Genomic DNA, 12,973 nt, shown 5'->3' with positions numbered 1-12,973 from the left:
ATGGAACAGTCGAACGCAGCGATTAAAGCGGCGCTGGAGCTGTACGCGGCTGACCATGGGAAGTTGAACGATGGTGACAGCTTTACGACAAAGCTCAATAACTGTGTGCTCACCATTTCGCTGAAAGATGGGAGCTTGGACGTACAGTTTGACCCGGACGCAGACGTCGCGGTGGACACCCCGTACACACTGGACATGAAGCTCGACATTTATGAGGAGGAAGACAATGGCTGAGTTCATCAACCGTGAGGACGTATTGAAATGCCTGGAGTATAACACGATTCAGAAGCCGAGTGCGAATGATGTTGTTTCTGCGACTCTCCGGGTAGCGCGGGAAAAGGTCGAGAAACTTCCTGCTGCACAGGAAGAAACGCTATTTTCTTTCTGGCGCGACCCCGACAAGGATCCTCCGAAAGTTGAGACGGAAGTGCTGATTCTGTTTGAAACAGCCTGCGGCGGATATGGGATTACGACGGCCCACTACGAAGATGGCACTGTTTTGTCCGAAAAAAGCAAGTTCTACTGGGAAGAGGTTTTCGAGTGGGGAACCTACGATGAAGAAAGCGATGATTACTTTATTCCTAAAGGCTGGTGGGAATATCGTTATTTCAACCCGGAGGATGTTTACAACAACCGTGTTGATTCTCCTGTGGTTGGGTGGATGCCTTTGCCGCCGAAGGAGGTAGTAAAAAAATGAGAACGCTTAACGCTGACCAGCTGAAAGCTGTGCTGAGCATGGAAAGTTCACTGGGACATATTCACACGCTGGCAGATGTCGAAAACACGATTGATTATCTTGCCAAAGAAGAACCGGAAGCCGTAGCCGGTGTAGAAAAATTCAACATTTTCGATACCATGTGGTCAAGGAAAATTCAGGCGGCGTTTCCGCAGTCGTTCGTGAATATGCAAAATGAACTCATTTTCAGCCTGAGAACTGATTCCGGCTTCAGTCTGAAAGATGTGACCGACGAAACCCAGCTTAAAGCAAAAATTCTGGAATGGCTTACGCGGACTGCAATTAAGGCAGTTTCGCCAAAGGAAAGAAAACTTCATTTTGAAGGCATCAACAAGCTGCTGGGCACGAATTTCACGTTGGAGGAAATGACGGACATCTATACATATCTCGGAAATGGAATCAATCACGACCTTTGCGTGAAGTTTGTGGAGAGCGGCTACGATATGACGATGATTCAAAAAGAAGGGTGAGCAAATGGATAAGCAAAAGATTAAGAGCGTTCCGAGGCTGACGACCGACAACCCGGTGGACAATTTTCAGACTGCCCTCAACTTTACTGACGTCAGCGAGGACGGCTGGGTATGGCTGCGGCAACCTGAAATGGCACTGACCGAGTATGCGCGGCAGCTCGTCAAGGGCCATGACAGCAGCATCGATCTGGGCTGCAACGATATGGAGCTCTCCGAAAGTCTGACCGATCACCTCTTCGACGACCCGAAGCAGAGCATTGACGGACTGATCGCAGAGCACTACACGATCTTGTGGGCTTATGCGACCCTGCGGGAAAAGCTCAAATGGTACGAGGATGCGGGCATCCCGGCCATTCCTGATTATGGCCTGAGCACCATCCGGCGGGCAATCAATCGGTACGGCACCACCCCGCAACTCCAGATGGCGATTGAGAAAATATCGGAGCTCACGAAAGCAATCTGCAAACTCCAGAGGACCGTGACATTCGACTTCCGCAACGGTGCAAAGATCAAGGTTGCCCATGAGAGCGTCAGGGAAGAAATCGCGGACGTCTACGTCATGCTGGCTCAGCTTATGGAAATCATCGGCAAGCCGGAAGAAGTACAGCAGATAGTGCTCGAAAAGCTCGACCAGCTCAAAGAACACCTAGACAACGGGGAGGTGCACAATGAGTAAAGCCGTCTTGCTGAGCATCCGGCCAAACTGGTGCAAGCTGATTTGGGCCGGGATGAAAACGGTTGAAGTGCGCAAGACCTGCCCAAAGCTCGAAACGCCGTTTAAGGTGTACATTTACTGTTCCGGCAATAGCGGATGGCTAATGAGGTCACCAAAGGGCTTGCGGAAGATGGACAGAAAAGTAATTGGTGAGTTTGTCTGCGATGAGGTTTACAAGGTCGATAGAGATAGCGTGGGGTTCAATTTTACAGCCCCAAGTCTGGATTTGCCGGTTTACACCATGCCAGAAAATAACGATGAGTACCGAAATGTCCAGCGAGAGGAACTTACTACTTGCCTGACCGACGAACAGCTCTCTAAATATCTTGGGATACACCCCGGCTGGGGATGGCACATTTCCAACCTGAAAATTTATGACCGACCACTCGACCTGCGAGAACTCACTGGCTTGCAAGAGACACGGTTTGGTATGCGGCATGTGGAAATTACCAGCCCACCCCAGAGCTGGCGCTATGTGGAGGATGCAGAATGTACGTCATGAACAAAAAATGGGACTCCATCACGAACATTGCCCAGTGCACCAGTGTGTATGTGAGCCCCGAACACGAAATCAAAGCGGTTCCTACGGGCGGCGGTGCGGTGTATCGGCTGGGGCAGTATGAAACCGCAGAAATTGCCCGTGCTGTGCTGAATGACCTGTATATGCACATTTCGACTGGCTGTGTCTACCAGATGCCGAATGACCAGCGAGCGCTGGTGCTGGCCCGCGGAATGAGCGACGAACGGCCTGACAAGTTTGCCGGGAATGGTAAGAAGCCGGTGCGCAGGGGAGGATCCTGATGACTAAGAGACATCATTATGACCGAAAAGGCCAACCACAGAAGCGGTGCAATCCCGACACTTGCCCGAACTGTATGTACATTGGAGAGGGCGACAGCTGGTGCGACAAAATTGGTGAAATTGTTCTTTCTGACTGGGAGCCTACGGATTATTACATGGGGTGTTGTAAGGGGGCAAGAGCAAATGAAAGCACACATCGAGCCTAAGAGCAAGGAATGCCCGTTCTGCGGCGCATCTACCTATGAAGTTATGAGTGGTACGGGCGTGAAATGTATTCGGTGCACCAATAAGAGAACTTGCGGTGCCATCGTCGGTTTCAACAACAAAGACTGTGATGAACGCGGAGTTTCCCCGGTTAAGTACTTCAATCGGCGGACGGAAAGGAAAGTGCTCCAATCGGCGTGCGGAAAGGGAGCAAAAAATGAATCTGATTCGTGAAGTTCTTTCAGACCAGACGGTGACGGCGGTGGCATCTATCATCCTGATCGTGGCCGCGCTGCCTATGGCTGGATGGTCTTGGGCCGTAAATCAAATGGCCGGAAAATCGGCCGGAAGAAAAAGGAGGGTACATGAAAGCGCATCTGTCGTTCCTGTGCAATGGTCAGTGTCGGTGGTGCAAGAGCTACTGGGATTGCAGTAAGCACAAGAAAATCCTGGCAAAAATTTTCGGATGCAAAGATTGGAGATGGAGAATATGAGCAAGGAAATCAAACAGCAGCGCATGAATGCCCGTGATGAAGCGTCGCAGCTGTTTTGCTGGTGCATCGTTACGGCCATGAACCAAAAAGAAGGCATTGGTGCGGAACGGCTTCGGCGGGCCTGTAATGAGATGCAGGCATTCCAAGCCCGCTACAAAAGTAAAATCGACTCTGGGAACCGGAGAACGGCCACTGAAGCCATGCGGGACGATTTAAGGGAAATCTGTGATTTCACGGTACGTCTGCCGCAAAATCGAGCTCCGCGTAATCACAGGGAAGAGCAACTTCGCATGGCGCAGGATGAGGGCGCTGAGATCGCATGGCTGGTTATGGCCGCGACGGCGCATCTGACGTTTGGCTTTGGCAAGGAGCGCCTTGCACGGCTGAAGAAAGGAGCTATGGACGACTATCGACAGTACATCGGATGGGTCAAGACAGACGGCGAGGACTGCGCCAAGGAATGGCTGAAGCGCTGTGTGGAACAGGCCTTGCATGAAGAGCTTAAAGTGAATGACATCCAGAGCGGGAGCCGCCCGCCGAAGCAGTACTATTCGTCTGGAGTTGACGTGGCAGATATGATTCGCGTGACGGGCGCTGTGTCTGCGAAGATGGCGGCAGAGCGGGGCATTAAACGTGTGCCGCTGGCGGTTTTGAGTCAGAGCGAGGTGACCCGCAGGATGAAAACTATCTGAGCAATAAAAAGAGGATCGCTTGCGCAATCCCCCGATAGAACAAATCTATTATACCTAAATTGATGTATTTTGGCAACGATAGAACAGGAGGGTGCGCAAAATGACTATCCCGGAAGAAATGATGGCCGTTATTCAGGAAACCGCAAAAAAAGCTGCTCGTGAGGGCGCCAAGGAAGTTATCGCAGAACAGACCCGCAAAGCCGCAGGCCGCTGTGACCGTCGGCTTCGGAACACGAAGCTGTTGCTGAAAAACTATCGGATGTTCAAGAAGCACTGCACGGGTGCGGTCTATACGGACGAAACAGGCGACCATGATGGCAAGGAAGAGGAAACCGCACTGGAGCTACTGGACATGATGCTTCAGCGCAATAACGCGATTACGGTCGAATCAATCCGCAACTCCTGCCGCCGTACAAAAATCATGGTTCGTCATATTGATTCGATGCTGGCCCTGTACGAGACGTACTGCGAACAGAGCAAGAATGAGGCCCATAAGCGCGGCTACCGCATCATCAAAGCGATGTACATTGACGACGAGGCCAAGTCCATTGAGCAGCTTGCGGCGCTGGAGGGTGTGAGCACCCGTCAGGCATACCGAGACCACGACGCGGCCGTTGAAAAAATCTCGGCGCTCATGTTCGGCATTGATGCCTTGGACATGGAGTAGGCCAATGTCAAAATCATGTCATTTACACGGCATGAAAAATGTGGTAGAATAATACCGTAAAATTCTAATCATAGCGCATTGCCCGCCCGGTTTCGCCACCGAGCGGGTATTTTTATGCCCGGAAAGGAGGCAGAAAACCGCCGCTCCCCAATTTGACCCGCAACGCCAGCGGGATAGCAAAGAAGGGAGAAAAAATGAATCAGCAAGTAGTGTATCAGGATATTTCGCAGATCCATCCCTATGAGAACAATCCCCGGAACAACGAAGCGGCCATTGAGCCTGTTGCGCAGAGCATCAAGCGGTTTGGCTTCCGTGTCCCCATCCTCATCGACGGAAAAGGAACTATCATCGCAGGACACACCCGCTATGAGGCCGCAAAACGGCTTGGCATGGACAAAGTGCCGTGTATTCGGGTCGATGACCTGACGGATGAGCAAATCCGCGCATACCGCATCGCAGACAACAAGGTGGCCGAGGCTTCTTCGTGGAATGATGATGTTCTCCGCGCCGAAATGGACGCGCTGAAAGCCTTGGACGTTGATTTGACGGACACGGGTTTCAGCGAGGTGGAGCTTGATGGGCTTCTTCGGGAAGTGGAGGATGCCGACTTCGAGGAGTTCTTTACGGAACCCGTCCAACAGCTGCCCAAAGCGGCCGATGCAGAGCAGAGCGCCGAGACCCAGCAATCTACCCAACCGGAATCTTCTCAGCTCGCTGTGCCGCAGCAGAGCGGCTCTAAGCTCATCCAATGTCCGCATTGCGGAGAATGGTTTGAGACATGAGGCTATGTCTGGCAGGTACATTCCCAGCCGAGAAGATTGTGAAAGAGTACCGCCCAGAATACGTTCTGGAGAGCTTCTTTTACATCCGACCATGGCAAATCGAAGAAATTCCAAAATGGAAAATGTTCCTGCTCGACAGCGGGGCATTTACTTTTATGCACGGTATAGAAGCGTCTTCAAAGCCAGTAGATTGGGATGGATACCTGAGTCGGTACATCGACTTTATCAACCGCAACAACGTGCAGCATTTCTTCGAGCTGGATGTGGATTCCATCGTAGGTTATGACGCTGTAAAACGCATGAGAGCGCGCCTTGAAGCAGAGACAGGAAAGCAAAGCATTCCGGTCTGGCACCGCTCCCGTGGTCTGGACGAGTTCAAGCGCCTGTGTAGGGATTATCCCTATATCGGCATCGGCGGCTTCGCAATCAAGCACATACAGCCCAGCGAGTACGGCTATATCCGTCGTTTGGTGCAGTATGCAAATTCTTGCGGGGTGCGGGTGCATGGTCTGGGGTACACCAAAAAGGATGCAGTGAGTTTCGGCTTTTACAGCGTGGACAGCACGACATGGACCACACAGGTCAATTTCGGAGGGCTGTCATACTTCAATGGCACAGAGATGGTCGTGGTCAGACCGCCCAAGGGGATGATCGGCGCAGACTATCGCCGCCGCCGGGAGTACTCGTTGAGAGAGTGGATAAAGTACCAGAAATACCTTGATACGAAAGGAAAATGGCGTGGATAAAGAAATCGTCTACCGCGTCGAGGATGGCATGGACAGGGAAAAGATTCTCTGCACCACCTACCAGATGCGGAATTTTTATATGCAGTTCAGAGACGGATTTTTCACCAATCTGGACGTTATGAACTATATCCAGCACCTCGCCGCCGCCCATATGGCGAAAAAGGGGATGAACGTGCTGGATGTGTGCTGTGGGCGCTCTCTGATGCTCCCGCTGCTGCGCTACTACGCAAAGGACATTGCATCCTACACTGGAGTGGACATCAGCAAGGCGAACATCAAGGAAGCGATGCGCGGTGCAACTGCAAAGAACCTCGAACCCAAGGATTTGGCCTCCTACTACCCGTTCCGGGTGGGTTGGAAGCTGGGCAACGTTGCTGAGATGTCGAAAGTCATCCCGGCGGGGTTTGCCGATTTTGTGATTTACACCTCTGCCATTGAGCATATGCACCCTACGGACGGCGCAAAAAGCCTTGCAGAATGCTACAAGGTGATGAAGCCGGGTGCAAAGATGTTTCTCTCCTGTCCGAACACCCCTGGCAATGGGTATCAGACCCAGTACCGCGCTCATGTCTATGAGTGGGGCTACGATGAACTGAAAGCCAAGCTGACCGAAATCGGATTCAGTATTGTGCAGGAGGTCGGTCTGGTCACCAGCGTCCGCGAAATGGATGAGTTTTATTCTAAACAGCCGCCGGCGCTCAAGGATTTCTATGAACGCATGAAGTCCTATGTCCCGTCTGCGTTCCTCACAGCGTTTATGGCTATCCCATTCCCGCGTGAGGCGAAAGAGCTGTTGTTCATCGTCCAGAAGCCGAAAGGAGAGAAAAATGCCTAAGTTCAAGAATGAGTATGGGGTGTCGAAAATCAAGTACACCCAGAAGTGTAGATGCTTTTGCCCTATCGGAAAGGCAGACTACACGAACAACTTCACTGTGACCATCACCCCGAAGAAGTGGATCCCGGACTACTGCGAAATCGATGAGTTCATCCGCGAGCAGCTGGATGGTAAGAGCCTTGTCATTGAGGACGCCGTCTGCAAGCTGAAGCAGTGGCTCACGGGGGAGATTCATCCCTACTGGGTCGAGGTCGAGTCGGATGTGACCGACGGCGTGCACGGCCATGTGACGGTAACGGCATAAGGGAGGGGCGCAAGATGAGAAATACTCGTGCTCTTTGCCAGACCGCCGTTGTCGCGGCGCTGTATGTGGCGCTGACCACCTTGAACCCCCTGTCGTGGGGCGCAATCCAATTCCGGGTTGCAAATATGCTCTGTGCGCTCCCGTTCAAAGACAAGAGATATGCCCCGGCGGTTCTGCTGGGAATCGCAATCGCAAACGCAACCAGCCCGTTTGGACCTGTCGATGTGGCTTTTGGCCTGATGGCCGAGGGAGCAGCGTATCTCCTTGTTGTTTGGGGACCGTGGAAAAAGCTGGGGATTTTGTGGAAAGCTGTTATCCTCTCTTTGTCCGTGGCTCTGTTCATCGGAGTGGAGCTGCACGCAATGGTGGGAGCGCCGTTCCTGCTGACGGCCGCAGGGCTGTTCGTTGGCACTTTCTTAGCCGTGGAACTCGGCAACATGATAATTTCTAAAACCGCTCTTGCAAGAATCGTGTAAGAGGGGGCGCGGCGCTGGCTCTGCAAAGAGCTGGCGCTTTTTCTTTGGAACAACATAACCGTCCGGCCAAATACCGGGCGAGCAGAACAAAGAGGGATAGTGGTGGCGATGTAGATGGAAACGCGAGACAAGGCGTTCACCCTTTATAAGAAAGGGATGGGATGCACCGAAATCTCAAAGAAGCTGGGCGTATCGCTGAACACGGTCAAGTCTTGGAAAAAGCGGTATTGGGATGCACAAAAGGGTGCACCCAAGAAGCGCACCCCGTCGCACCCAAAGGGTGCATCTTCAAAATGCACCCAGCAAGACCCGGCGGCTCAGCCTAAGAAGAGACCGAATCTCGGCGGCGCGCCGAAAGGGAACGTCAATGCTGTTGGCAATCATGGCGGGGCACCGCCGGGAAATCAGAATGCGCTAAAGCACGGCGGTTGGTCTGCCGTGATGTTTGGCGCGTTTTCCGAAGAAAACCAGAAAGCTATACAGGACTGCACGAAAGACGTGGATGCAGAGGACCTGCTGATACAGGAGCTTCAACTGCTGACCGCCCGCGAAGCATTTCTGCTCCAGCGCATCACGGCGGCGCAGGAAAAGAAGCAGCACATCCAGTCGGTGCATACATCAAAATCCAGCAGGTCTTTTACCCGGCTGGATGAGGATAAAGAAAAAGAGGCCCACGACAAGGAGGTTTACATTGAGCGGATAGATGCAAAGGTGCAAAGGGAAGAGCGCCTTCCTGGCACCAGCGTTGAGACATCAACCACCACCGAATCAAGCTACCTTATCGTGGAGCGCTTAGAGCGGCTGTTGACCGATGTACAGCGCCAGAAGTCTAAGGTGATACAGCAGCTTGCCGACCTGCGCAGAATGAGCAACAGCGGCAAGAATAAGCTGGTAGACGACTGGGTAGCGGCAGTCGAGGCGGCGGACGCAGAAGTGGAGGGTGAAGACGATGGCGCTGAGACAACGTGAAGTCTTCGCCAAACGGCTCCCACTGTACCGCAAAGACCCCTGCTTGTTCTTCAAAGAGGTCACACGCTTCAAGCCGGATAGATGGCAAAAAGAAGCGGCCACGGCCATTGCACAGCACCGCAAAGTTTCTATCCGTTCAGGACAGGGCGTTGGAAAAACAGCTTTTGAAGCAAACTTGGTGCTCTGGTTTTTGGCTTGCTTCCCGTATCCCCGCGTCGTGTGCACGGCACCGACCCGCCAGCAGTTGAACGATGTGCTCTGGGCTGAGATTGCCAAGTGGCAGGAGCGCAGTCCTGTCTTGCAGACCATGCTTGTATGGACAAAGACCCGTGTCTACATGAAAGGACATGAGAAACGCTGGTTCGCCGTGGCCCGTACAGCCACTAAGCCAGAGAATATGCAGGGCTTCCACGAAGACAATATGCTTTTCGTGGTGGACGAAGCATCCGGCGTTGCTGACCCCATCATGGAGGCCATACAGGGCACATTGTCCGGCGATAACAACCGCTTACTGATGTGCGGAAACCCAACGCAGAACACTGGCACATTCCACGATTCGCACACCGTGGATGCCCAGTCCTACTACTGCATGAAGGTGTCCAGCAGGGACAGCCCCCGCACGAATAAGCAAAATATCGCTGACTTGGAGCGAAAGTTCGGCAAGAACAGCAATGTGGTCCGCGTCCGTGTTGACGGCGAGTTCCCGGAAAATGAGGACGACGTCTTTATTCCGATGGCGCTTGCCACAAAAGCGGTCAATACTGAACCGCTTGAGCACAGCATTCCGGCCAGAATCTCCATTGGGTGCGACGTGGCCCGCTTTGGCAACGACGACACCGCCATTGCGAAGAACATTGACGGGGACATTCAAAAGCTGGTCACGCGCCACGGCCAAGACCTGTACGCGACAGCCGATGACATTATCGAAATGTACAAGGCCCTGCGCACAGCATATCCGCAGTATCGCGGTCTGATCTATGCGATTATTGACGATACGGGTGTGGGCGGCGGAGTGACGGATATTCTCAACAGGGAGAAGATTCGGCAGAAGCTGAACAAACTCATGGTTGTTCCTGTCAATTTCTCGTCTGCTGTTCCTGACAAGGAAGCCGCCGGGAGATATGCCGATATTTCAACATGGATGTGGGCTGTCCTGCGCGACATGGCGGCGTCTGGTCTCCTGCATTTGCCGGATGACGCGACCTTGATAGGTCAGCTCACGACCCGCAAGTACATCTTCAGCGGCGCGCCCTCCAAGCTGAAACTTGAAAGCAAAGAGGCGCTAAAGAAGCGCGGCCTGACCAGCCCGGACCGGGCTGATGCAGTTGCGCTGGCATTATACGAGGGCGGAATTTTTGATGTCCACAGCCTGATTTAACGTAATCGGAAAGGAGAAAGCGTGAAAAAAGTTATTCCCGGAAAAATTAAAACACAGCTGCGCCTTGACGGTTACTATAATGTGCTGAACAAGTACGGCACCCAGCACGACAGCACGGAGTACTACCAGTGGGCGTCTGGCTCTGCGGTAAGCGATACGGAGCTGGCCGATCTCTACGCAGGAAACGGGTTGTTTTCAACCGTTATTGATGCCCCGGCTGACGACGCAACCAAGAACGGCATCGACCTCGGCATCAAGGACAAAGACTTGCAGAAGCAGATCGACAACCACTTGCAGACCATCCGATACCAGAGCAAATTTGCCAAGGCTTTGCGCTGGGCGCGGCTCTTTGGCGGCGCTGCTGTGGTGATGCTGGTTGACGACGGGCGGCTCCTGCAGGATCCTTTGAACTGGCGCGACGTGCACGGCGTCGAAGAGCTGTTGGTATATGGCCGCAACGAAATGTATCCTCTTTGGGTCAATGGATATGAGAATAACCCGGACGATGAGGATTACCGCCGGGGCGGCACTGGCATCCCGGAGTACTACCAAGTCAACAGCGTGTACGGCAACTATGTTGTGCATTCGTCCAGATGCCTTGTTTTCCATAACTCGGACATCCCGGAAAGCTCCACTATGGCTAATCTCTACCGCACATGGGGCATCCCGGAGTATCTGCGCATTCGTGAAGAGCTGAGAAATGCCAGCATAGGCCCCGGCTATTCTATCCGCCTGCTGGAACGGCTGTCGATGGTGACCTACAAGATGAAGAATCTTGCTGGTGTGCTTTCCACGGCAGACGGCGAGGATACGGTTCTACAGCGTATGGAAATGCTTGACCTTGCCCGTAATCTGCTGAACATGGTCATTATTGATGCCGACGGCGAGGATGTGGGCGTTCAATCCCTGTCTGTTGCTGGCGTTAAGGACATTCTGGACAATGCCTGTGCGATGTTGTCTGCTGTATCTCATATCCCACAGACGCGGCTTTTTGGGCGTTCCCCGGCGGGCGAGAATGCCACTGGAGAGAGTGACCTTGAGAATTACAAGGAATTCGTCGGGGGTCTCCAAAACGGTGACCTCCGCGATAACACCCGTACCCTCGTTGAGCTGATTCTTCGCGGCATGGTTTGGAACAGGGAAGTCAAGGAGATACCTGAGTACACCGTGACCTACAAGAGCGCGTGGAGCCCGTCTGACGATGAAAAGGCAGCACAAGACCAAGCTGCTGCTGCGGCACAGCTCACCAGAGCACAGACCGCTGGCACATACGTCACAAATGGAATTGTCGAAGCTGAAGAAGTTCGAACGCGCGATGGTTCGTGACGAACAGTTTGACCCAGAGAACATTCTCACGGAAGCGGACATTCACCAAGACTGGGGACTTGGCGGAGCCGATACCCAGCAGGAAGCCGCTGATAGCCAGCAACAGAATGCCACGGATGCCAGCGGTCTTGTTACCGATGAAGGAGACTGCGGCTATGTGGCGGGCTTTGTCGTGCAGGACGGCAAGATCCTCTGCGGGCGCCGCTCTGATGGCCAAGGCTGGTGTGGCCCCGGCGGGCATATCGAGCCGAAAGAAACGCCGGGGGTGGCCTTCCGCCGGGAAGCCAAAGAAGAGTTTGGAATTGACGTTGGAAATATTACCTATCTTGGTAACTGTAAAGGAAAACCAGAAGAAATCCTCCCTGTGCAGATATACCGCGTCAACGACTATGCGGGAATCCCGGTGTGCGATCAGGAAGAGATGTTCACCGCCACATGGTTCACCCCAGAACAGATTCTTGCCCAAGAGGTCCCCGGCGGGCTGGTGTTCGACCCATTCCGCAGGAGTGTGGAAGAATATCTTGAACAACTGGGCCTGACGCTGGATGACTTCGACCCAAGCAAGCACAAGCGCGATGAGGACGGAAAGTTCTCCAGCATGGGGAACACAACGTCAAAAGATGAATCGGGCAAGGAAAATTCGTCAAAAGACTTGAATGATTCCCAAAGTCATGCTAAAATAAATTCTAACGCAGTTTCGGCAAAAGGCGCAAACGCTTTCAAAGTGAAAGGGTTTCCAAACAAGCAGAAGCTGAATAACCACTGGCAAAACGGAAGAACCCACGCCGCCGAGTACGCTCCCGATGGCATTACGACAAAGGAGCAATACGAAAAGCGGGCGGTTCAACTTCTGGAAAGCCCCTGTGGGAACGGCATCAAGGGCTATAAGACAAAAGATGGCCTTATATGCCGATACGATTCAAAGAAAAATGACTTTGCGAAAGGCTCCCCGGAGAAAGGCGTAAGAACGATGTTCAAGCCCGATGATGGGGAAGAGTATTATAGACGCCGACTTGAGGCTGAGGGAATAGAGAACGATGAATGACGAAACCATTTGCCCGCTGTGTGGGCAGCATCACTTTGAAGAGAACGATGATTTTGAGGAATGCCCCGTGTGCGGTTGGGTAAATGACGGCGTACAGCGCGCAGATCCCGATTATCGCGGCGGGTATAACCGCATCAGCCTGAACGAAGCAAAAAAGAAATTTGCCGCAGGCAAAAAGGTGTTTGATTAACAATAACGGCGTTGAGAGCCTTTGCAGGTGACGCGAGAGCGTCCTTTGCGAAGGCTCTTTTTGTTTGCAGTCATAGCTCAGTTGGTAGAGCGCCTGCCCTCCAAGCAGGATGCCGCGGGTTCAAGCCCCGTTGACTGCTCCAT

At 53.0% G+C, this 12,973-nt stretch carries 19 protein-coding genes and 1 tRNA gene; all 20 read left to right on the top strand.

The genetic code is table 11. The annotated features are described in order from the left end of the window. The 20 genes from ACNQFG_RS11895 to ACNQFG_RS11800 all read left to right on the top strand — a co-directional run bounded on the left by ACNQFG_RS11895 (position 1) and on the right by ACNQFG_RS11800 (position 12,972). The gene (locus ACNQFG_RS11895; RefSeq protein WP_158401693.1) at positions 1-234 is read left to right on the top strand and encodes a hypothetical protein; all 234 of its coding nucleotides are present in this window, start codon (positions 1-3) and stop codon (positions 232-234) included. Next, a complete protein-coding gene (locus ACNQFG_RS11890; protein ID WP_423405067.1) occupies positions 227-697 on the top strand; it encodes a hypothetical protein in 471 nt (156 codons plus the stop codon). The genes ACNQFG_RS11895 and ACNQFG_RS11890 overlap by 8 nt, the downstream gene beginning before the upstream one ends. Further along, entirely contained in the window at positions 694-1,206 is a 513-nt protein-coding gene (locus tag ACNQFG_RS11885; protein ID WP_423405066.1) for a hypothetical protein, read from the top strand. Before ACNQFG_RS11890 ends, ACNQFG_RS11885 begins: the two co-directional genes overlap by 4 nt. Before the next feature lie 4 nt (positions 1,207-1,210). Next, entirely contained in the window at positions 1,211-1,882 is a 672-nt protein-coding gene (locus ACNQFG_RS11880; protein WP_423405065.1) for a hypothetical protein, read from the top strand. Then, positions 1,875-2,423 (top strand): hypothetical protein, encoded by a 549-nt coding sequence (locus tag ACNQFG_RS11875; protein ID WP_423405064.1) that lies wholly within the window; start codon positions 1,875-1,877, stop codon positions 2,421-2,423. Before ACNQFG_RS11880 ends, ACNQFG_RS11875 begins: the two co-directional genes overlap by 8 nt. Continuing rightward, positions 2,411-2,722 (top strand): hypothetical protein, encoded by a 312-nt coding sequence (locus ACNQFG_RS11870; protein ID WP_423405063.1) that lies wholly within the window; start codon positions 2,411-2,413, stop codon positions 2,720-2,722. Before ACNQFG_RS11875 ends, ACNQFG_RS11870 begins: the two co-directional genes overlap by 13 nt. Positions 2,723-3,143: 421 nt before the next feature. After that, the gene (locus ACNQFG_RS11865) at positions 3,144-3,362 is read left to right on the top strand and encodes a hypothetical protein (RefSeq protein ID WP_423405062.1); all 219 of its coding nucleotides are present in this window, start codon (positions 3,144-3,146) and stop codon (positions 3,360-3,362) included. A gap of 54 nt (positions 3,363-3,416) precedes the next feature. Next, positions 3,417-4,112, top strand: a complete 696-nt coding sequence (locus ACNQFG_RS11860; RefSeq protein ID WP_055188371.1) for a hypothetical protein — start codon at positions 3,417-3,419, stop codon at positions 4,110-4,112. A 100-nt stretch (positions 4,113-4,212) separates the two neighbouring features. After that, on the top strand, positions 4,213-4,779 hold the full coding sequence (locus ACNQFG_RS11855) for a hypothetical protein (RefSeq protein WP_423405061.1): 567 nt from the start codon (positions 4,213-4,215) through the stop codon (positions 4,777-4,779). A 194-nt stretch (positions 4,780-4,973) separates the two neighbouring features. Beyond that, positions 4,974-5,561 carry a ParB N-terminal domain-containing protein gene (locus tag ACNQFG_RS11850; protein ID WP_423405060.1) on the top strand — a complete coding sequence of 196 codons (588 nt, stop codon included), beginning with the start codon at positions 4,974-4,976 and terminating at the stop codon, positions 5,559-5,561. 38 nt (positions 5,562-5,599) lie between these two features. Continuing rightward, positions 5,600-6,307, top strand: a complete 708-nt coding sequence (locus tag ACNQFG_RS11845; protein ID WP_423405059.1) for a hypothetical protein — start codon at positions 5,600-5,602, stop codon at positions 6,305-6,307. Then, a complete protein-coding gene (locus tag ACNQFG_RS11840; RefSeq protein WP_423405058.1) occupies positions 6,300-7,142 on the top strand; it encodes a class I SAM-dependent methyltransferase in 843 nt (280 codons plus the stop codon). Before ACNQFG_RS11845 ends, ACNQFG_RS11840 begins: the two co-directional genes overlap by 8 nt. Beyond that, positions 7,135-7,446 carry a hypothetical protein gene (locus ACNQFG_RS11835; RefSeq protein WP_423405057.1) on the top strand — a complete coding sequence of 104 codons (312 nt, stop codon included), beginning with the start codon at positions 7,135-7,137 and terminating at the stop codon, positions 7,444-7,446. Before ACNQFG_RS11840 ends, ACNQFG_RS11835 begins: the two co-directional genes overlap by 8 nt. A 14-nt stretch (positions 7,447-7,460) precedes the next feature. Then, a complete protein-coding gene (locus tag ACNQFG_RS11830) occupies positions 7,461-7,922 on the top strand; it encodes a QueT transporter family protein (RefSeq protein ID WP_423405056.1) in 462 nt (153 codons plus the stop codon). Positions 7,923-8,036: 114 nt separating this feature from the next. Further along, the gene (locus ACNQFG_RS11825; protein WP_423405055.1) at positions 8,037-8,891 is read left to right on the top strand and encodes a helix-turn-helix domain-containing protein; all 855 of its coding nucleotides are present in this window, start codon (positions 8,037-8,039) and stop codon (positions 8,889-8,891) included. Beyond that, complete coding sequence (locus tag ACNQFG_RS11820; protein WP_423405054.1) at positions 8,872-10,269, top strand: DEAD/DEAH box helicase family protein; 1,398 nt, start codon at positions 8,872-8,874, stop codon at positions 10,267-10,269. The genes ACNQFG_RS11825 and ACNQFG_RS11820 overlap by 20 nt, the downstream gene beginning before the upstream one ends. A 21-nt stretch (positions 10,270-10,290) precedes the next feature. Next, positions 10,291-11,595 carry a DUF1073 domain-containing protein gene (locus tag ACNQFG_RS11815; protein ID WP_423405053.1) on the top strand — a complete coding sequence of 435 codons (1,305 nt, stop codon included), beginning with the start codon at positions 10,291-10,293 and terminating at the stop codon, positions 11,593-11,595. Then, entirely contained in the window at positions 11,549-12,640 is a 1,092-nt protein-coding gene (locus tag ACNQFG_RS11810; RefSeq protein ID WP_423405052.1) for an NUDIX domain-containing protein, read from the top strand. Before ACNQFG_RS11815 ends, ACNQFG_RS11810 begins: the two co-directional genes overlap by 47 nt. Continuing rightward, on the top strand, positions 12,633-12,830 hold the full coding sequence (locus ACNQFG_RS11805; RefSeq protein ID WP_055188351.1) for a CPCC family cysteine-rich protein: 198 nt from the start codon (positions 12,633-12,635) through the stop codon (positions 12,828-12,830). Before ACNQFG_RS11810 ends, ACNQFG_RS11805 begins: the two co-directional genes overlap by 8 nt. Positions 12,831-12,896: 66 nt before the next feature. Beyond that, positions 12,897-12,972 (top strand) — tRNA-Gly (locus ACNQFG_RS11800). Position 12,973: the final 1 nt, after the last annotated feature.

Source organism: Faecalibacterium prausnitzii, from assembly GCF_049532945.1.
Classification (GTDB): Bacteria; Bacillota; Clostridia; order Oscillospirales; family Ruminococcaceae; genus Faecalibacterium; species Faecalibacterium prausnitzii_N.
Note: the sequence above shows the minus strand (reverse complement) of the source record. Positions and strands in the feature narration are given on the sequence as shown.